The organism is Streptomyces sp. NPDC006872 (assembly GCF_040635845.1).
Taxonomy (GTDB): Bacteria; Actinomycetota; Actinomycetes; order Streptomycetales; family Streptomycetaceae; genus Streptomyces.
The window spans coordinates 75,885-93,399 of sequence record NZ_JBEYIL010000008.1; the positions used below are offsets into that span (position 1 = coordinate 75,885).

Sequence of the window (17,515 nt, forward strand, 5' to 3'; positions counted from 1 at the left end):
CTGACGAGGGGCCGGAGCGGACGCTCCGGCCCCTCTCGTGTCCTCAGCCGACGAGGTTCCGTGCGTCCCGGCGCTCCGTCTTCGGGGTTCCGAAGAGCTCCTGCGTCACGGCTTTCACGGCGTTGACCACGAGCGGGGCCACGAGTTCCAGCGAGGAGCGGCCGTCTCCGACCACCGATATCGCCCCGACCGGTCCCTCCGGCCCGCGCAGCGCGAGACCGACGCAGCCGAGGTCGGGGAAGCACTCTCCCCGGTCAATCGCCAGCCCGCCCCGGCGGCGTACCAGGCGCAGCTCGCGGTGCAGTTGGTCGAGATGGCCGATGCTGTGCCGGGTGCGGCGCTCGATCGCCTGGGCGTAGCGCAGGTCGATCTCCTCCGGGCTCAGCCAGGCGAGCATGGCCTTGCCGAGCCCGGTGCAGTGCGCGACCGCCCGGCCGCCGACCCTCGACGGTATGTCCACCGCCGCCCGGCCTCCCACCTTGTCCAGGTAGTAGATCTCCGGCCCGTCCAGCACGGCCAGGTGGACGACCATGCGGGTACGTACGGCCAGGTCCAGAAGGTGGGGTGCGGCAGCGGCCCGCAGTCCGCCGTGTCCGGTCTCCCGGCCTCCCAGGCCGAGTGCCCGCGGTCCCAGCGTGTATCCGGCCACGGTATGGCGCAGCCACTCCAGTCGGACCAGCTGGTCGAGGATCCGATGCGTGGTCGAGCGGGGCAGATGGGTCCGGCGGGAGACCGTCTCGAGCGTCAGATGGGTCTGGGGACGTTCGAACAGGTCCATGATCAGCGTCACCCGCTCCATCATCGACGGGGGCAGCGCAGGCCCGTCGACCTCGGAGGATCGCGAGCTCAGGCGAAGGGCAGACGTCATCGTCGGTGCCTCTCTGATCAAACTGAAATCAATTCTAGTTCGGCGCCGGCGTCAAAGTACCAATACCGCGGGTCGCGGAGAAAGAGTCGTGCACCGATTTATTGGGACGAGCGGTCCATTCTTTACGGGGACACAAAAACGTACCGCTCTCCGGGAGATCCTTTCCGGGGAGCGGTACGTGCTGTCGGCGTCAGCCGTGGGTGAGGTCCAGGGCGATGTCCACGATCATGTCCTCCTGGCCGCCGACGAGGCCGCGTCTGCCGACCTCCTCCAGGATGGTGCGGGCGTCGAGGCCGTACTGCTCGGCCGCGGCCTCGGCATGGCGCAGGAAGCTGGAGTAGGCGCCGGCGTAGCCCAGGGTGAGAGTCTCCCGGTCGACGCGCACGGGCCGGTCCTGGAGGGGGCGGACCAGGTCCTCGGCGGCGTCCTGGAGGGCGTGCAGATCGCAGTCGTGCTTCCAGCCGTAGAGGTCGGCGACGGCGACGAACGGCTCGATCGGGCAGTTTCCCGCGCCCGCGCCCTGTCCGGCGAGGGACGCGTCGACCCGGGTCACCCCCTCCTCCACCGCCACCACGGAGTTCGCCACCGAGAGGGAGAGGTTCTCGTGCGCGTGGATGCCGATCTGCGTCTCCGGGTCGAGGACGTCCCGGTAGGCGCGGATGCGGTCGCGCACATCGTCCATGGTCAGCCGGCCGCCGGAGTCGGTGACGTACACGCAGTGCGCGCCGTAGGACTCCATCAGCTTGGCCTGGGCGGCGAGGGTCTCGGGCGCGGCCATGTGCGCCATCATCAGGAAGCCCGAGACGTCCATGCCGAGTTCGCGGGCCGTGGCGATGTGCTGGGCCGCGACGTCCGCCTCGGTGCAGTGGGTGGCGATGCGCACCGAGCGGACGCCGAGGGCGTAGGCCCGCTTGAGTTCGGCGATCGTTCCGATGCCCGGCAGGAGCAGGGAGGTCAGGACCGCGCGGTCGATGGCGTCCGCGGCCGCCTCGATCCACTCCCAGTCGGTATTGCTGCCCGGCCCGTAGTTGAGGCTGCCGCCGGCCAGTCCGTCGCCGTGGGCGACCTCGATCGCGTCCACGCCGGCCCGGTCGAGGGCCGCGGAGATCCTGGACACGAACTCGGGCGTGATCCGGTGCCGGACGGCGTGCATCCCGTCCCGGAGCGTGACGTCCTGCAGGTAGAGCCTGCGGGTGGCGGTCACTTGGTCACCTCGGCGGTCGGTCGCCCGGCGATGCGCTCGGCGACGCGCAGGGCGGCCGAGGTCATGATGTCGAGGTTGCCGGCGTAGGCGGGCAGGTAGTGCGCGGCGCCCTCCACCTCCAGGAAGACGGAGACCTTGGTGGTCGCGGAGGAGGCGTCGCCGTCGGGCAGCAGGGTGTGCACCGGGTCGCCGTCGGGGATCGGGGTGAACTGGACCTTCTGCTTGAGCCGGTAGCCGGGCACGTACTCGGCCACCGCGGCCACCATCTCCTCGACGGACGCGCGGATCGTGTCGTGGTCCGCGTCGTCACCGATCAGGCAGTACACCGTGTCCCGCATGATCAGGGGCGGTTCGGCCGGGTTCAGGACGATGATCGCCTTGCCGCGCCGGGCGCCGCCGACCTTCTCGATCGCCCCGGAGGTCGTCTCGGTGAACTCGTCGATGTTCGCGCGGGTTCCGGGGCCGGCCGACCTGGAGGCGATCGACGCGACGATCTCCGCGTAGGGCACGGGGGTGATCCGGCTGACCGCGTGGACGATCGGGATGGTCGCCTGGCCGCCGCAGGTGACCAGGTTGAGGTTCTCGACACCGCCCGCGAGGTGCTCGTCGAGGTTCACCGGGGGCACCACGTACGGCCCGATGGCCGCCGGGGTGAGGTCGACGAGGCGCTTGCCGTACGGGGCGAGCTTCTTGGCGTTCTCGACGTGCGCCTTCGCCGAGGTGGCGTCGAAGACGATCTCGATGTCGCCGAAGCCGTCCATGCGGACCAGGCCGTCCACGCCCTCGTGCGTGATGGGGACCTTCAGGCGCGCGGCGCGCGCCAGGCCGTCCGAGTCCGGGTCGATGCCCACCATCGCGGCCATCTCCAGCGATTCGGACAGGCGCAGCACCTTGATCATCAGATCGGTGCCGATGTTGCCGGAGCCGATCACGGCCACCTTGGTCTTCGTCATCCGTCTTCCTTGGGGTTCTTGGGCGAGAAGGTCGCTGTCACCGAGCCCAGGCCCGACATCTCGGCCCGCACGGTGGTGCCTGGCGGGGTGGGGACGAGCGGGCCCAGGGCGCCGGAGAGCACGATCTGGCCGGCGCGCAGCGGGTCGCCGAACTCGCGGGCGGTGCGGGCCAGCCACAGCAGCGCGGAGAGGGGGTCGCCCAGGCAGGCGGCGCCGTTGCCCTCGGACGCGAGCTCGCCGTCGGCGTGCAACCGCATGGTCACGTCCCGGGGCTCGAACTCCTTCAGGTCGACCCGCTCCCGGCCGAGGACGAACAGGCCGCTGGAGGCGTTGTCGGCGACCGTGTCCGTGATCGTGATGTCCCAGTCCGCCACCCGGCTGTCCACGATCTCCAACGCGGCCACCGCGTGTCCGACCGCCGACCGGACCCGCTCGACGTCGAGATCGTCGTCGTCCAGATCGGCGGCGAGCACGAACGCGATCTCCGCCTCCACCCTGGGCTGGAGCAGCCGGTCGCCGGGGACAGCCGGCAGGTCGGTGACGTCCATGACGTCCAGCAGCACTCCGAAGTCGGGCCGGTCGACCCCCACTTGACGCTGCACCGACTCGGAGGTCAGCCCGATCTTGCGCCCGACGACGCGTGCTCCGGCGGCGATCCGGTCGCCGACGACGCGTCGCTGGACGGCGTACGCGAGGCTGATGTCGCTCGCGCCGAGCAGGTCCCGTACGGGCGCGCAGGGCCGGCGGTCACGGGCGGCGCGGACGAGTCGTGCGGCCGCGTCGGCCACGGCGGTCTCACGGTTCGCGACGGCCGTCGGTTCCCAAACGTCTGTCATTGCCATCCTCACCTCGTGTCGGCCTTCAGCCTGGGCCGCCGTGCCGGACGGCAGGTCCGAGCGTTCCGCTCACCGGGACTCGGAGACCGGGAGCCGTGCGGGTCTCGCTCAGCGAGATGCCGCGACGGCGCCTCCACGCCGTCTCGTTACCGTCGCCCGGCGAACTGCGCAACGGTGAGGAGGTTCGGATGAGCATCAACGAGGATGCGTACGACGTGATCGTCGTGGGGTCGGGCGGAGGTCTGGTCGGGGCGTACGTGGCGGCGGCGCGCGGGCTGCGCACGCTCGTCGTCGAGAAGACCGACCGGGTCGGCGGCACCGTGGCGTACTCCGGCGCCGGTCTGTGGTTCCCGGGGTCCGCGCCGCTGAGCCGGGCCGGCCTCGGAGGCGACGTCGAGCAGGCGCGGACGTATCTGCGCAGCGTCGTCGACGACCCGACCCGGGAGGCGCTCCAGGACGCGTATCTGGCGGCCGGGGTCGGGCTGATCGACGAGCTCGAGCAGAACCCCTGGTTCCGGTCCTTCGTCCATGGGCCGGTTCCGGACTACTTCGCATCGAGCCCGGGGGCGTCGCCCACGGGACACACCGTCTTCCCGCCGTCGGTCGAGGTCGCGCAGCTCAAGGAGCGCAGGGCGCTCATGCGCGACTCGCTGCCCACCGAGCGGTTCGGCTTCGACGAGGGCCCGGTCCTGGTCGGCGGCCGGGCGCTGATCGGCCGGGCACTGTCGGCGTTCCTGGAGACGGGCAACGGCGAGCTGCGGCTGAACACCGCGCTGGAGAACCTGATCGTCGAGGACGGCAGGGTCACCGGCGTCGAGGTCGTCACCGACGGCGAACGGGGCCGGATCCGCGCCGAGCGGGGCGTACTCCTCGCGGCCGGCGGCTTCGAGCGCGACCGTGAGCTCCGCGAGAAGCACCAGTCGCCGCTCACCGGAGAGTGGACCGAGGGCGCCCCGGCCAACACCGGTGACGCCCTGCGGGCGGGCATCGCGGTGGGCGCGGACACCGATCTGCTGGACGAGGCCTGGTTCGTGCCGGGGCTCGTCCACCCGGACGGGCTGCCGGTCTTCCACACGGGCACCCGGGGCGGGATCTGGGTCAACGGCGCGGGCGAACGCTTCGTCAACGAGACACGGCCCTACGACCAGGCCGCGCACGAGATCGTACGGCTGCACAACTCGACCGGTGTGAGCCACATTCCGGCCCACTGGGTGTTCGATCAGCGGCACCTGGACCGGGACGGCATCGGTTTCCCGCCCGCCACACCGGGGCCCGAACAGTGGCTGGAGTCGGGTGCGTTGAAGAAGGCCGACAGCCTTCAGGAGCTGGCGCTTCTGATCGACGTGCCGTTCGACGCGCTGAAGCGGACCGTCGAGGAGTTCAACGGGTACGCGCGGACCGGTGTCGACGCCCGGTTCCACCGAGGCGAGACGGCGTGGGACCAGATGTTCCACCACATCGTCCCGTTCCCGGCGGACCCCCGGCAGAACTTCCCGGCGAAGCCGGAGACCGAGTTCCCGAACCCGCTGCTCGTGCCCATCGAGACAGCGCCGTTCTACGTGGCGACCATCGTCCCGTCCGACATCGGCACCAAGGGCGGCCTGAAGATCGACACCCACGCGCGCGTGCTGCGACCGGACGGCCGGCCGATCGAGGGCCTGTACGCGACCGGGAACACCGCGGCCGCGATGTCGGGGCGCGTGTACCCGGGTGCGGGCACCCCGATCGGTTCGAGTCTCGCGTCCGGGTATCTGGCGGTTCTGCACATGACCGGGGCGACGGACTGACCCGACGCGTCAGCCCGGGACACGATGACCTGTCCCGGGCGTTGTGCTGTGCGTGTGCGCTACCGCGCCGCGATCAGCCGGGCGGCGAGCCGCAGGTCCGCCTCGCCCTGCTCGGTGGAGATCTCCTCGGTCAGCATGGCCACGAACAGGCCCCACCAGCTGTAGACGAGCAGCCGGACCCTGCTGCAGGCCTCGCCGCGGTCCCCGAGCAGGTGCAGGAGCCTTTGCCCCAGCGCCTTCTCGACGATGTCGATCCGGGTCGGGACGACGCTCGCGTACTCCGTGAACGACGACAGTGCCACGGCCGAGGCGAGCAGCTGGTCGGCGAGCAGTTTGCCGCTCAGCGCGACGAGCGTGTCCGCGACCTCGGTCACCGGATCGGCGTCCGCCGCGACCGGCGCCCCGCCGTCGCGGCCCCCGAGGAACTGTTCGATGTGCCACTCGAGGACGCCCAGGAAGAGAAGGGGCTTGGACGGGAAGTAGCGGTACAGGGTGGCGATCGCGACGCCCGCTTCCCTGGCGACGTCGTGCATCTGCACATCGGCGAGTCCGTCGCGCGAGCCGAGGTCGGAGGCGGCGCGCAGGATCCGGACCCGGCGGGCGGCCTGACGGGCGGACGTGGGGGCTGCGGGTGACCGCACGGTCGTCCTCAGTCGGTCTCCGGGCGGGTCAGGAAGGCCAGCACCGCGCTCTCCCAGGCCTCCTTCTGCTCGATCATCGCCCAGTGCCCGCAGTCGGGCAGCACGTGCAGCTCGGCCTGGGGAATGGTGCGCAGCGGCAGCAGCGCGTTCTCCAGCGGCGTGACCCGGTCGTCGCGCCCCCAGGTCAGCAGCGTGGGCGCGGTGACCTTGTGGAGCGCGGCCCAGACGGGCTGGTCGGACTGGGACTGGGCGGCCTGGATCGCGGCCATCGCCTGCCGGCCGTAGATCCGGCGGGACGCCTCCAGCGTCGCCGGTTCGGTGGCGCTCGCCCAGCGTTCCTCGATCAGCTCGTCGGTGAGCAGCGCCGGGTCGTGGACCATCGCCCTGAGCCACTGGACGAGGTTGTCCCGGGTGGGGTTCTCGGCGAACTCCACCAGCAGGTTGAGGCCTTCGCTGGGCGCCGGGGAGAGGATGTTGCGGCCCACGCCGCCGATGGTCACGATCCGGCGGAACAGATCCTTGTGGGCGACGGCGAGCCCGACGGCGACGAACCCGCCCATGGAGTTGCCGATGACGTCGACCCGGTCGAGGCCGAGACCGTCCAGGAAGCGCAGGACCGCCTTGGGGCCGGCCGCCATCGGGTTCTCGGAGGTCGGGTCGCTCACCCCGAAGCCGGGGAACTCCAGCGCCAGGCAGCGGAAGCGGCGGGCGAGCACGGGGAGGTTGCTGCGGTAGTTGCGCCAGCCGGTGACTCCCGGCCCCGACCCGTGCAACAGGAGCAGCGGCGGCCCGTCGCCGGCCTCGTGGTACCGCAGGGTGCCCTCGTCGGTGTGCAGTTCGCGCAAGGTGTCCTGGTGGCTGAGTGTCATGACGGTCACCGTCGCACCGGCCGGGCGCCTCACGTCGTCCGTCTCCCGATCAGTGGGACGCGCCCGGCGGCGGGAGCGCCCGGCTGTCTACCGTCACGGACATACCGATGCCGGGGGCCCGACGGGCCGCCCCGGACCTGACCGACTGTGAGGGGAGGGCCTGATGGGTGTTCGCTCACTCGGGTACCTGCGTCTGGAGTCCAACGACCTCGACAAGTGGAAGGCCTTCGGAGCCGACTTCCTCGGCCTGATGCCCGTCGAGGGCGGCGACTCCGGGTCGCTGTCCTTCCGGATGGACGACTACCCGGCCCGGATCGTGGTCTCGCCGGGGGCCCAGCCCGCGATGACGGCCCTGGGCTTCGAGGTCCTCGACGAGCGGGAGCTGGCCCGGCTGGTCGCGGACGTCGAGAAGGCCGGGATCAAGGTGACGGCCGGCACCGAAGCCGAGGCGGCGGAGCGGAAGGTCACGGGCTTCGTCAAGTTCAACGACCCGGGCGGCAACCCGGTCGAGCTCTTCTACGGCACGACCCTCGACCATGTGCCGCTGCAGACCCCGCTGGTCTCGAAGTTCGTCACCGGCGACATGGGCTTCGGACACGCCATCATCTCGGCCGAGGACGCGCGAGGCACGTTCGACTTCTACGTCGACGTCCTCGGCTTCATCGAGCGCAACACGATGCGCTCGCCGGGCGGCACGACCTGGTTCATGGGATGCAACCCCCGGCACCACACACTCGGTGTCACCCCGATGCCGGGTCCGGGCCGTCTGCTGCACTTCATGGTGGAGGGGGCGACGCTGGACGACGTGGGCCGCGCCCTGGACCGGGCCGACACGTACGAGGTGCCGATGATGCACTCGCTCGGCAAGCACACCAACGACCACATGGTGTCGTTCTATGTCTGGTCGCCGGAGAACTACGCCGTCGAGTTCGGCTGGAACGGCCTGCAGGTGCCGGAGCCCGTCCCGGTGTACGAGATCACGGACGGCGCGTTCTGGGGCCATCGCTTCACGCCGCCGCCGGGCGCTCCGCTGTAGGTGCCGCGATGTGTCGTCGCTTGTCTGCGGCGCCATCGTGGCTGGTCGCGCAGTTCCCCGCTGCCCCTTGGGGCACTGAGCCCCACGACCCGAGGTCGTGGGGCTCAGTCATGTCACTCGACGGTGATCGCCCGTTCCGGGCAGGCCAACTCCCCGTCACGGGCCGCCTGTTCGAGGCCCTCTCGGACCTCCCCGTCGAAGGGCAGCGCATAGCCGTCGTCGTCGAGGCGGAAGAGCCCCGGTGCCGTCGCTGCGCACCGCGCGTGCCCGGAGCACGACGACGTGTCGATGGTGATCTTCATTCAACCGACTCCGTTCTACGGCTTGTTGGTCGAGCCCGCGTCGACGGTGAACTGCAGACCCGTGACGTACCGCGCTTCTTCGGAAGCGAGGAACAGGACGGCGTTGGACACGTCCCGCGGCTCGACGTAGGGGGCGAGGGGGTTCATCGCGGCCAGGGCGAACAGCGGCTCCCGCGCGGCGAGTTCCTCGACCGGCACGCCGACGGTGATGCCCGTGTCACTCACGCCGGTCGGGTGGACGGTGTTCACCCGGATGCGGTGCGGGGCGAGTTCGTTGGACAGGGCCTTCATCAGACCGACCACCCCGTGTTTGGCGGCCACGTAGTGGGCGTAGGGCACATGGCCGCGGATGCCGGCCGCCGAGCTGGTGATGACGATCGAGCCGCCCGCCCCGGCCTCGATCATCCAGGGGATCGCGGCCCGCGCCGTGTTCCAGGCGCCCTTGAGGTTGACGTCGACGACGACGTCCCAGGCCTCCTCGGACAGTTCCCAGGCGGCGCCGATGCTCATGACGCCGGCGTTGGCGACGACCGCGTCGAGCCGCCCGAACTCCGTGCGCGCCGCGTCGACGGCGGCCCGCACCTCGGCGATCGAGCGGACATCGGCCTGTACGGCGACACAGCGCCGGCCCGTCGCCCTGACCAGCTCCGCGGTCTCCTCCAGCTGTTCCTTCGACGCCAGCGCGTAGGGCAGCTCGTCGCTGATGTCGTGGCAGACGTCCGTGACGACGATGTCCGCGCCCTCCTCCGCGAGTCGTACGGCGTGGGAGCGGCCCTGTCCGCGGGCCGCTCCCGTGATGAGCGCAACCTTGCCCTCCACACGCCCCATGGCAACCTCAGTTCTTCTTCGAGTGGTCGGTCGGGTCGAGGAGTTCCTCGGCGGCCTCGCGCAAGGCGCGCAGCCGAGACCGCAGGAGTTCACGCTCGGCCTCGTCGGAGTCGCCGAGTTCGGCCAGGCGGACGTCCGTCTCGGCGATCTCCGCGAGGAGCCGGCCGTGGGCCTCCTCTCGGGTGAGCAGGTCCAGGTCGGTCCAGTCGGAGCGCTCGGACTCCGGGCGGCGGCTCATGCGGGGAGGTTGTAGAGGCGGCGGGTGTTCAGTTCCACGATCTGGTGCACCTCGTCGTCGGGTACGTCGGCGAGCACCTCGGCGGCGTAGGCACGGCTCTTGGGCCAGTAGGAGTCGGAGTGCGGGTAGTCGCACTCCCAGGTGATCTTGTCGATGCCGACGTGGTGGCGGACCTCCACGCCGAACCGGTCGTCGATGAAACAGCCGTGGAAATGCCGGTGGAACAGCTCCGAGGGCCGCACGCTCTGGTTGACGTTCTGGTAGAAGCGGTGCCGCTCCCAGGTGCCGTCGCTGCGCTCCAGCAGGTACGGGATCCAGCCGATCCCGCCCTCGGACAGGCCGATCCTGAGTTCGGGGTGCTTGTGCAGCACCGGGGAGAACAGCAGGTCCGCGGTGGCGAACATGGCGTTGCAGCCGAACAGGGCGATCGTGACGGCGAACGGGGCTTCGGGGGCCGTCTTCGGCGGCTTGCCCGAGGTGCCGAAGTGCAGGCACAGCGGCAGCCCGGTCTCCTCGGCCGCCGAGAACACGGGGTCCCAGTGGTCGGTGTGGAAGGAGGGCAGGCCGCGTGGGGACGGGTTCTCCGGGAAGGAGATCGCCTTGGCGCCCTTGGCGGCGGTCCGGTGGATCTCGGCCACGCAGGCCTCGACGTCCCACAGCGGCAGGACGACCAGGGGGATGAGCCGGCCGGGGGCGGTGGCGCACCACTCGTCCAGCACGAAGTCGTTCCACGCCTGGACGCACAGCCGGGCCAGCTCACGGTCCTTGCCCTCCAGGAAGACGGTGCCCGCGAACCCCGGGAAGGACGGGAAGCACAGGGCGCCCCACACTCCGTCGAGGTCCATGTCGCGCAGGCGGGCCTTCGGGTCGTAGCAGCCCGGGATCATCTCGTCGTAGCGCGTCGGTTCCAGGCCGAACTCCTCCGGCTTCTTTCCCGCGACGGCGTTCAGGCCGATGTAGGGGTAGACCCGGTCCTCGTAGACCCATACCTCGGCGGGCGCCTTTCCCTCGCCGCGCGACTGTTCGACGATCCGCGGGCCGGCCTCCCGGAACCTCGCCGGCAGTCGGTCCGACCACAGTCGTGGGGGCTCGATCAGATGGTCGTCGGTCGACAGCAACTTCATCCATGGCTGCAACGGCATCTTGCGCTCCCTCGGTCTCGGAGACTCTCTAGCAGCAGGTCGATTGCGTGCACTGATCGCATCCCACTGAGTGGAAGGTGGGGCATCAAGACCCCTTGCTCTGCTGGGATCATGGATGACGGACTAGATCCGTGTCACGCTATTCAGGCTACTCTTTTATGTGACGGAAGGAGACCCCATGGGTCGAGTGCAGGACAAGGTCGTCTTCATCACCGGAGCCGCGCGCGGACAGGGCCGGACCCAGGCGATCCGGCTCGCCGCGGAGGGAGCCGACATCATCGCCGTCGACCTCTGCGAGGACATCGCCACCAACGGCTACCCCCTGGCCACCAGGGACGACCTCGACGAGACCGTGCGCCAGGTCGAGAAGCTCGGCCGGCGCGCCGTCGCCCGGAGGGCCGACGTACGCGATCCAGCGGCGCTCAAGGCCGCCGTGGCCGACGGTGTCGCCGAGCTGGGGCGCCTGGACGCCGTGGTCGCTCAGGCCGGTATCTGCCCGTTGGGACCCGGCCAGACCGCGCAGGCCTTCCTCGACGCGATCACCGTCGACTTCAACGGGGTGGTCCACGCGGTGGAGGCGGCCCTGCCCCATCTGCCCGACGGAGCCTCGATCGTCGCGACGGGGTCCATCGCCGCGCTGATCCCGGCGACCACCGACAACCCGGCCAACGGGCCCGGCGGGCTGGGCTATTCGTTCGCCAAGCGCCAAGTCGCCGCGCTCGTACATGACTTGGCGACGGTCCTCGCCTCCCGGCGGATCCGGGTCAACGCGCTGCACCCCACGAACGTCAACACGGACATGCTCAACAGCGACCTCATGTACCGGTCGTTCCGGCCCGACCTGGAGAACCCGAGCCGCGAGGACGCGCTGCCCTCCTTCCCCGCGACGACCGGGTTCGGCATCCCCTACGTCGAGCCGGAGGACATCGCCGACATGGTCCTGTTCCTCGTCTCCGAGGAGTCCCGCTACGTCACCGGCATGCAAATGCGGGTGGACGCCGCCGGTTACGTCAAGCGGCGTCCACAACTTCCCACGTTCTGATGGGCGTTCACACCTCGCCGGTCACGTCGAGGACCACCTTCCCGGTGGTGCGGCGCTCCGCCACGTCGGTCAGGGCGGACGCCACGTCGGCGAGGGGGTGGACGCGGGAGACGAGCGGGCGCATGCCGTCCCGGACCATCCGGGCGAGCGCCCGGTCGCCGGCCGCCACCGCGTCCGGGGCGTACTGGCGCAGTATGCGGATCTCGAAGCCCCTTACGACCGCGTCCTTGAGCAGCACCAGATTCAGCGGGATCCGCGGGATCTTCCCGTCGGCGTAGCCCACCGTGACGAACCGGCCACCCCGCCGCAGTGCGCGCAGGGCGGCCTCCGCATGGTCGCCGCCCACCGGGTCGACCACGAGGTGGGCGCCCTCACCGCCGGTCGCTTCCCGGATGCCGGTCTTCAGGTCCTCGCGGGCGTAGTCGACGCCCGCCTCCGCGCCGAGCTTGCGGGCGACCGCGATCCGTTCCGGACTCGACGCCGCCGCGATCACGCGCATCCCGAGCCGGGTCGCGACGTCGACGGCCGCGGACCCGACCCCGCCCGCGGCCCCGAGCACGGCCGCCCACTCCCCTGCCGTGGCCTGCCCCACGGTGACCAGGCTGTGGTAGGCGGTCGCATAGGTCACGTGGAACGCGGCGGCATGGACCATGTCGAGTTCGTCGGGGACGGGGCGCAGACCGGACACGGGCACCACGACCTGCTCGGCGAAGGCGCCCGTCAGCACCGCTCCGGCCACGGGTGAGCCCACAGGAGGGCCGGTCACCCCGGGCCCCAGCGCGGCCACGACTCCGGCGAACTCGCTGCCGGGCGTGAACGGCAGGGGTGCGGGCACCTGGTAGCGGTCCGCCACGAGCAGGACGTCCGGGAAGTTGACCGCGGCGGCGTGCACCCGCACCAGTACCTCGCCCGGGCCCGGTTCGGGGTCGTCGAGCTCGACGACCGAGAGAGAGCCGGGCGGCCCGTACTCCGTACAGCGTGCGGCTCTCATCGCGCCCTCCCGGCGGTCGGCATCGCCGGGTCACGGGGCAGACCCAGCACCTGTTCGGCGATGGTGTTGCGCTGGATCTCGGCGGTGCCCGCGCCGATCGTCGAGGCACGGGTGCGCAGGAAGCCCCAGACCCAGCGCCCGCGCTGGACGGCGTGCGGATCGCGCCGGCCGAGGATTCCGTAAGGCCCGAGCAACTCCAGGGCGAACTCGTGCAGTTCCTGCTCGAACGTCGCGATGAAGAGCCGTGAGGTCGAGGAGGCGGGCCCGGGTTCGCCCTTCGCCATGATGTCGGCGATGGTCCGCATCCCGGTGAGCCGCATGATCGTCACCCGGATCTCGAAGTCCGCGAGCCGGTCGCGCACCGAGGGGTCCGCCGTCGCGCCGCGCTCGTGCGCCAGCTCGATCAGCTCGTCGAGCACGCGCCGGTACCGGGCCGCCTGGTTCATCGCGCCGGCCGCGCGTTCATGGCCGAGGCTCGTCCGCACCAGTGGCCAGCCGCCGTTCTCGGGGCCGATCCTGCTCGTCACCGGCACCCGGACGTCGTCGAAGAAGATCTCGCAGAAGTGCGCGTCCCCGGTGAGATCCCGCAGTGGGCGCACACTCACGCCCGGGGCGTGGGCGTCGATCAGGAGGTAACTGATGCCGTCCTGGCGGGAGTCGGGAGGGCCGGTGCGCACCAGCGTGAAGAGGATGTCGGCGATGTCGGCCGAACTGGTCCACACCTTCTGCCCGTTGACGACGTACTCCGCGCCCGCACGGTGTGCCGTCGTGCGCAGTGCGGGGAGGTCCGAGCCCGCCTCCGGTTCGGAATAGCCCTGCGCCCAGACGGTGTCGCCGCGCAGCATGGGCCGCAGGAAGCGCTCCTTCTGCTCCGTCGTGCCGTAGGTGACGAGGGTGGGCGCGACGATGCCGAGTCCGGTGCCCAGCGGTCCGGGGACCCGGGCTCGCGCGTACTCCTCCTGGTAGCCGACCTGGCGGGTGAAGGACAGGTCCATGCCGCCGTACTCGCGCGGCCAGCTCGGGCCGGCGTATCCGGCGTCGTACAGCGTGGCCAGCCACTTCTTCTGCCAGGCAAGACGCTCGGCGGGGTCCTTGGGTCGTCGGCCCGGGTGCTGCTCCGTCAGGAAGGCCCGCAGGCGGGCCCGGAACTGCTCGTCGGTCTCGACCGCTGTCATCGTCATCGCGGAGCCATGCGGATGGCGCCGTCGAGGCGGACGGTCTGGCCGTTGAGGTAGGGGTTCTCCAGCATCTCGACGGCGAGACGGGCGAAGTCGTCCGGGTGGCCGAGGCGCTTGGGGTGGGGCACGGACGCGGCGAGCCCGTCGCGGATGTCCTCGCGCAGCCTGCCGAGCATCGGGGTCTCCATGACGCCCGGGGCGATGGTGTTCACCCGGATCTGCCAGCTGGCCAGGTCGCGGGCGGCGACGAGGGTGATGCCGTGCACGCCGGCCTTGGCGGCGGTGTAGGAGGTCTGGCCGATCTGGCCGTCGAAGGCGGCGACCGAGGCGGTCAGGACGACGGCCCCGCGGTCGCCGTCGACCACGTCGTTGCCGGAGAGGCGGGCGGCGGCCAGGCGCAGGAGGTTGTAGGTGCCTGTCAGGTTGACCCGGACGACCTCGGCGAAGGTCGCGAGGTCGCCGGGGGTACGGTCGCGGTCGATGATCCGGGTGCGGTCGCCGCCGCGCCCCGCGCAGTGCACGACGAAGCGCAACGGGCCGACCGCCTGGGCGGCGTCGAGGGCGGCGTCGACCGCGGCCTCGTCGGTGACGTCGGCGGGGACGAAGCGGGCGGCCTCGCCGAGGTCGGCCACCGCCTTGACGCCCTGCTCCTCGGAGATGTCCGCCAGGACGACCCGGCCGCCGCGGTCGACGATCCGACGGGCGGTCGCCAGTCCGAGTCCGGAGGCGCCGCCGGTGACCAGTGCCGAGGCACCGTCGATGTTCACATCAAACTCCTCACAGGCCCAGGGACTTGCTGATGATGGTCTTCATGACCTCGCTGGTGCCGCCGTAGATACGGGTCACCCGGGCGTCCGCGTACAGCCGGGCGATCGGCGATTCGAGGATGTAGCCGTAGCCGCCGTGCAGTTGGAGACAGCGGTCGACGACACGGCCCTGCATCTCCGTGCAGAACAACTTGGTCTTCGCCGCATCGACGGGGCTGAGCTCGCCGTCGACGAGTGCCCTGATCGCCGTGTCCAGCAACGCCTGGGCGGCTGCCGACTCCGTGGCCATGGCGGCCAGTTCGAACTTCGTGTTCTGGAAGTGGGCGACCGGCCTGCCGAACACCGTCCGGTCGCGGACATAGGTGACGGTCAGATCGATCGCGGCGCGGGCCTGGGCGACGGCGCCGACCGCGATGGCCAGCCGTTCCTGGGCGAGATTGCGGCCGAGGTGGGTGAACGCGCCGCCCTCCTCGCCGAGGAGGTTGGCGACGGGGACGCGGACACCGGCGAAGGACAGTTCCACGGTGTCCTGGACGGCGAGGCCGATCTTCTCCAGCCTGCGCCCGACGGTGTATCCGGGCATGCCCTTCTCCACCACGAGCAGGGACAGGCCGGAGCGCCGGTCGTCCGGGTCGGCGGCGGTACGGGCCACGACGATCACCAGGTCGGCGTGGTGGCCGCCGGTGATGAAGGTCTTGGCGCCGTCGAGCACGTAGTGGTCGCCGTCTCGGACTGCTCGTGTCGTGATGCCCGCGAGGTCGGAGCCCGTGCCCGGTTCACTCATCGCGATCGCGGTGTACAACTCGCCCGAGGCCAGTCCCGGGAACCAGCGCGTGCGCTGCTCGGCGGCGGCGAGGCCGGTGAAGTACGGGACGACGATGTCGAGATGCGTACGCAGCCCGCCCAGGGTGACCCCGACGCGGGCGCACTCCTCCTGGATGACCACGTTGAAGCGGTAGTCGTCCTGGCCGCCCCCGCCGTACTCCTCCGGCACGGCCGTGCCGATGATGCCGAGCTTGCCGAGCGCGGTGAACAGGTCACGCGGGACGAGACCGGCACGCCGCCAGTCCTCGTACACCGGAAGCACTTCACGGGCGAGGAAGTCCCGGACCAGCAGGCGGAAGTCCTCGTGGGTCTCTTCGAACAGGGTCCGGCGCATCGAAGCTCCTTCGACTCACTCGACCCTATTAAGTATACGTAATTAGCTCTCTCGGTCCAGGGCGGTCGGCAACTACACAGTTCCGCTCAGTGCCACCAGGGAATGAGTGCATCCAAATGCCGACGCATCCGGTGCCGGGCCACGCCCGCGTCGCCCTGCAGGATCGCGTCGAGGATGCGCTGGTGGACGTGCTGGACCTCGTCGGCGGCCGTGTCACCGGGCAGCGGCCGGTCATGACCGGACGCGTGCCGGCGGAACAACTCGGTGATGATGGCGAGGAACAGCGACAGCACCGGGTTCTCGGCCAGGGCCGCCAGTTCGGAATGGAAGAGGTCGGCCTTGCGGGCGTCGTCGGCAGGTCCCTCCGTGGCCCAGCGGACGGCCTTCGACAGACGCTCGGCGACCTCCGTGTCACCCTCGGCATGCCGGGCGGTCACCCTGGCGATGATGCCGAGCTCGATGGCGTTACGCACGATCCGCAGGTCGTCGGCCGCGACGCCCTGGTATTCGAGGAAGAGCGCCATCGTCTCGATGCTGGCCTGGGACTCCGGCTTCGTGACGATCAGCCCGCCGCCCGGACCCCGGCGCATCCGGGCGACCGAGTGGTATTCGAGGAGCCGGACGGCCTCGCGCAGAACGGCCCTGCTGACGCCGTAGCGGGCCAGCAGGTCGGCCTCCGAACCGAGCACCATCCCGATCTGCCAGCCCCGCGCGGCGATGTCGTCGTGGATCCGCGCGGCCAGGACCTCCGCGAGCTTGGCGCGCGGGCCTTCGACCAGTTCGGGCTGGATCACGTTCCCCGCGATCCGCTGCCCACGACGCACCCGGTGCTTCTCGATCCAGGCGGCCACCGACTCCAGGTGCGCGGTGAGCTCCGTCTGCGCGCGGGCGCCTTCGTCGGCGATCACGGCATCGACGACGGCACGGTGGGCCCGGTGCGAAATGTCCTTCGCCGCGTGCATCTCCGCCTTGGAGACCCGCCGGGAGGTGTGCGCGTACCGGGCGGTGAGGCGGGTGAGGACATCGATGAACAGGTGCAGCACCGGGTTGCCCGACAGTTGCCCGAGCACCGGGTGCAGCGGGTCCTGCGAGTGGACCGACGGGTCGTCCCGGTGGGCGAGTTCGGCGTCGAGGGTGGCGCGCAGGGTGGCGATCCCCTCTTCGGTGACGCGGTCGGCGGCAAGTCCCGCGGCGATCGGTTCGAGCAGTCGGCGGGCCTCCAGCAGATCCGTGACGCTGGTACCGACGTACTCGAGGTAGATCACCATGGCCCGGGTCGCCGGTCCGGCGTCGGGGGCGCAGACGATCAGGCCGCCGTTCGGGCCGCGCCGCATCCTGGCGACCTGGTGGTGCTCGACCAGCCGTACCGCCTCCCGCAGCACCGCGCGACTCACTCCCAGGTGTTCCCGCAGGTCCACTTCGGAGCCCAGGGACTCGCCGACGGGCCAGCCCTGGCGGATCACGGTCGCCTCGATGCGTCGGGCGGTCTGCGCGGCCAGCTTGTCGACCGGGTTGCCGGTCTCGCCGTCGGCGGGCTCGCGGTCGACGGCAGTCGCCATGGGCCAACTCCTCCAGGGGGATATTGCGGATCCCCAGTCTATTCACCACAGGGTCAGGACACTGGCATCCGAGCCAACACCATGTTTAGAGTATCCTCATTTAGCATCTACCCGC

The 17,515-nt window shown here is 70.7% G+C and carries 18 protein-coding genes; 3 read left to right on the forward strand and 15 right to left on the reverse strand.

Annotation, left to right across the window (positions count from 1 at the left end; translation table 11 throughout):
* Positions 1–43: 43 nt before the first annotated feature.
* The 4 genes from ABZ725_RS23935 to ABZ725_RS23950 all read right to left on the reverse strand — a co-directional run bounded on the left by ABZ725_RS23935 (position 44) and on the right by ABZ725_RS23950 (position 3,861).
* Positions 44–802 carry an IclR family transcriptional regulator gene (locus tag ABZ725_RS23935; protein ID WP_358804959.1) on the reverse strand — a complete coding sequence of 253 codons (759 nt, stop codon included), beginning with the start codon at positions 800–802 and terminating at the stop codon, positions 44–46.
* A 256-nt stretch (positions 803–1,058) separates the two neighbouring features.
* Positions 1,059–2,072, reverse strand: coding sequence for a 4-hydroxy-2-oxovalerate aldolase (dmpG, locus tag ABZ725_RS23940; RefSeq protein WP_358804614.1), 1,014 nt, complete (start codon positions 2,070–2,072; stop codon positions 1,059–1,061).
* Complete coding sequence (locus ABZ725_RS23945) at positions 2,069–3,025, reverse strand: acetaldehyde dehydrogenase (acetylating) (RefSeq protein ID WP_358804615.1); 957 nt, start codon at positions 3,023–3,025, stop codon at positions 2,069–2,071. Before ABZ725_RS23945 ends, dmpG begins: the two co-directional genes overlap by 4 nt.
* Complete coding sequence (locus ABZ725_RS23950) at positions 3,022–3,861, reverse strand: fumarylacetoacetate hydrolase family protein (protein WP_358804616.1); 840 nt, start codon at positions 3,859–3,861, stop codon at positions 3,022–3,024. Before ABZ725_RS23950 ends, ABZ725_RS23945 begins: the two co-directional genes overlap by 4 nt.
* Before the next feature lie 188 nt (positions 3,862–4,049).
* On the opposite strand from ABZ725_RS23950, the gene ABZ725_RS23955 reads away from it, so the two are divergent.
* Entirely contained in the window at positions 4,050–5,648 is a 1,599-nt protein-coding gene (locus ABZ725_RS23955) for an FAD-binding protein (RefSeq protein ID WP_358804617.1), read from the forward strand.
* A gap of 59 nt (positions 5,649–5,707) precedes the next feature.
* Here the strand turns inward: ABZ725_RS23955 and ABZ725_RS23960 are convergent, their stop codons facing one another.
* The gene (locus ABZ725_RS23960; RefSeq protein WP_358804618.1) at positions 5,708–6,289 is read right to left on the reverse strand and encodes a TetR/AcrR family transcriptional regulator; all 582 of its coding nucleotides are present in this window, start codon (positions 6,287–6,289) and stop codon (positions 5,708–5,710) included.
* Between the two features lie 8 nt (positions 6,290–6,297).
* The gene (locus tag ABZ725_RS23965; protein WP_358804619.1) at positions 6,298–7,158 is read right to left on the reverse strand and encodes an alpha/beta fold hydrolase; all 861 of its coding nucleotides are present in this window, start codon (positions 7,156–7,158) and stop codon (positions 6,298–6,300) included.
* A gap of 163 nt (positions 7,159–7,321) precedes the next feature.
* Between ABZ725_RS23965 and ABZ725_RS23970 the strand changes: the two genes are divergently transcribed.
* Positions 7,322–8,194, forward strand: coding sequence for a VOC family protein (locus ABZ725_RS23970; protein WP_358804620.1), 873 nt, complete (start codon positions 7,322–7,324; stop codon positions 8,192–8,194).
* A gap of 113 nt (positions 8,195–8,307) precedes the next feature.
* Here ABZ725_RS23970 and ABZ725_RS23975 read toward each other — a convergent pair whose 3' ends face one another.
* Genes ABZ725_RS23975 through ABZ725_RS23990 form a run of 4 tightly spaced genes read right to left on the reverse strand, consistent with a single transcriptional unit; the run spans position 8,308 to position 10,704 of the window.
* Positions 8,308–8,496, reverse strand: a complete 189-nt coding sequence (locus tag ABZ725_RS23975; protein ID WP_358804621.1) for a ferredoxin — start codon at positions 8,494–8,496, stop codon at positions 8,308–8,310.
* 15 nt (positions 8,497–8,511) lie between these two features.
* Complete coding sequence (locus tag ABZ725_RS23980) at positions 8,512–9,324, reverse strand: mycofactocin-coupled SDR family oxidoreductase (protein ID WP_358804622.1); 813 nt, start codon at positions 9,322–9,324, stop codon at positions 8,512–8,514.
* A gap of 7 nt (positions 9,325–9,331) precedes the next feature.
* On the reverse strand, positions 9,332–9,562 hold the full coding sequence (locus ABZ725_RS23985; RefSeq protein ID WP_351911160.1) for a hypothetical protein: 231 nt from the start codon (positions 9,560–9,562) through the stop codon (positions 9,332–9,334).
* Complete coding sequence (locus ABZ725_RS23990) at positions 9,559–10,704, reverse strand: amidohydrolase family protein (protein WP_351911159.1); 1,146 nt, start codon at positions 10,702–10,704, stop codon at positions 9,559–9,561. The genes ABZ725_RS23985 and ABZ725_RS23990 overlap by 4 nt, the downstream gene beginning before the upstream one ends.
* A 178-nt stretch (positions 10,705–10,882) precedes the next feature.
* Between ABZ725_RS23990 and ABZ725_RS23995 the strand changes: the two genes are divergently transcribed.
* Positions 10,883–11,746: a mycofactocin-coupled SDR family oxidoreductase gene (locus tag ABZ725_RS23995; protein ID WP_358804623.1), complete on the forward strand. Its 864-nt coding sequence runs from the start codon at positions 10,883–10,885 to the stop codon at positions 11,744–11,746.
* Positions 11,747–11,753: 7 nt separating this feature from the next.
* Here ABZ725_RS23995 and ABZ725_RS24000 read toward each other — a convergent pair whose 3' ends face one another.
* From ABZ725_RS24000 to ABZ725_RS24020, 5 genes are all read right to left on the reverse strand, one after another.
* On the reverse strand, positions 11,754–12,737 hold the full coding sequence (locus ABZ725_RS24000; protein ID WP_358804624.1) for an NADPH:quinone oxidoreductase family protein: 984 nt from the start codon (positions 12,735–12,737) through the stop codon (positions 11,754–11,756).
* On the reverse strand, positions 12,734–13,918 hold the full coding sequence (locus tag ABZ725_RS24005; RefSeq protein WP_358804625.1) for an acyl-CoA dehydrogenase family protein: 1,185 nt from the start codon (positions 13,916–13,918) through the stop codon (positions 12,734–12,736). Before ABZ725_RS24005 ends, ABZ725_RS24000 begins: the two co-directional genes overlap by 4 nt.
* Entirely contained in the window at positions 13,915–14,682 is a 768-nt protein-coding gene (locus tag ABZ725_RS24010; RefSeq protein WP_358804626.1) for an SDR family NAD(P)-dependent oxidoreductase, read from the reverse strand. The genes ABZ725_RS24005 and ABZ725_RS24010 overlap by 4 nt, the downstream gene beginning before the upstream one ends.
* 10 nt (positions 14,683–14,692) lie before the next feature.
* A complete protein-coding gene (locus ABZ725_RS24015; protein WP_358804627.1) occupies positions 14,693–15,841 on the reverse strand; it encodes an acyl-CoA dehydrogenase family protein in 1,149 nt (382 codons plus the stop codon).
* A gap of 86 nt (positions 15,842–15,927) precedes the next feature.
* Entirely contained in the window at positions 15,928–17,400 is a 1,473-nt protein-coding gene (locus ABZ725_RS24020) for an FCD domain-containing protein (RefSeq protein ID WP_358804628.1), read from the reverse strand.
* Between the last annotated feature and the right edge of the window lie 115 nt (positions 17,401–17,515).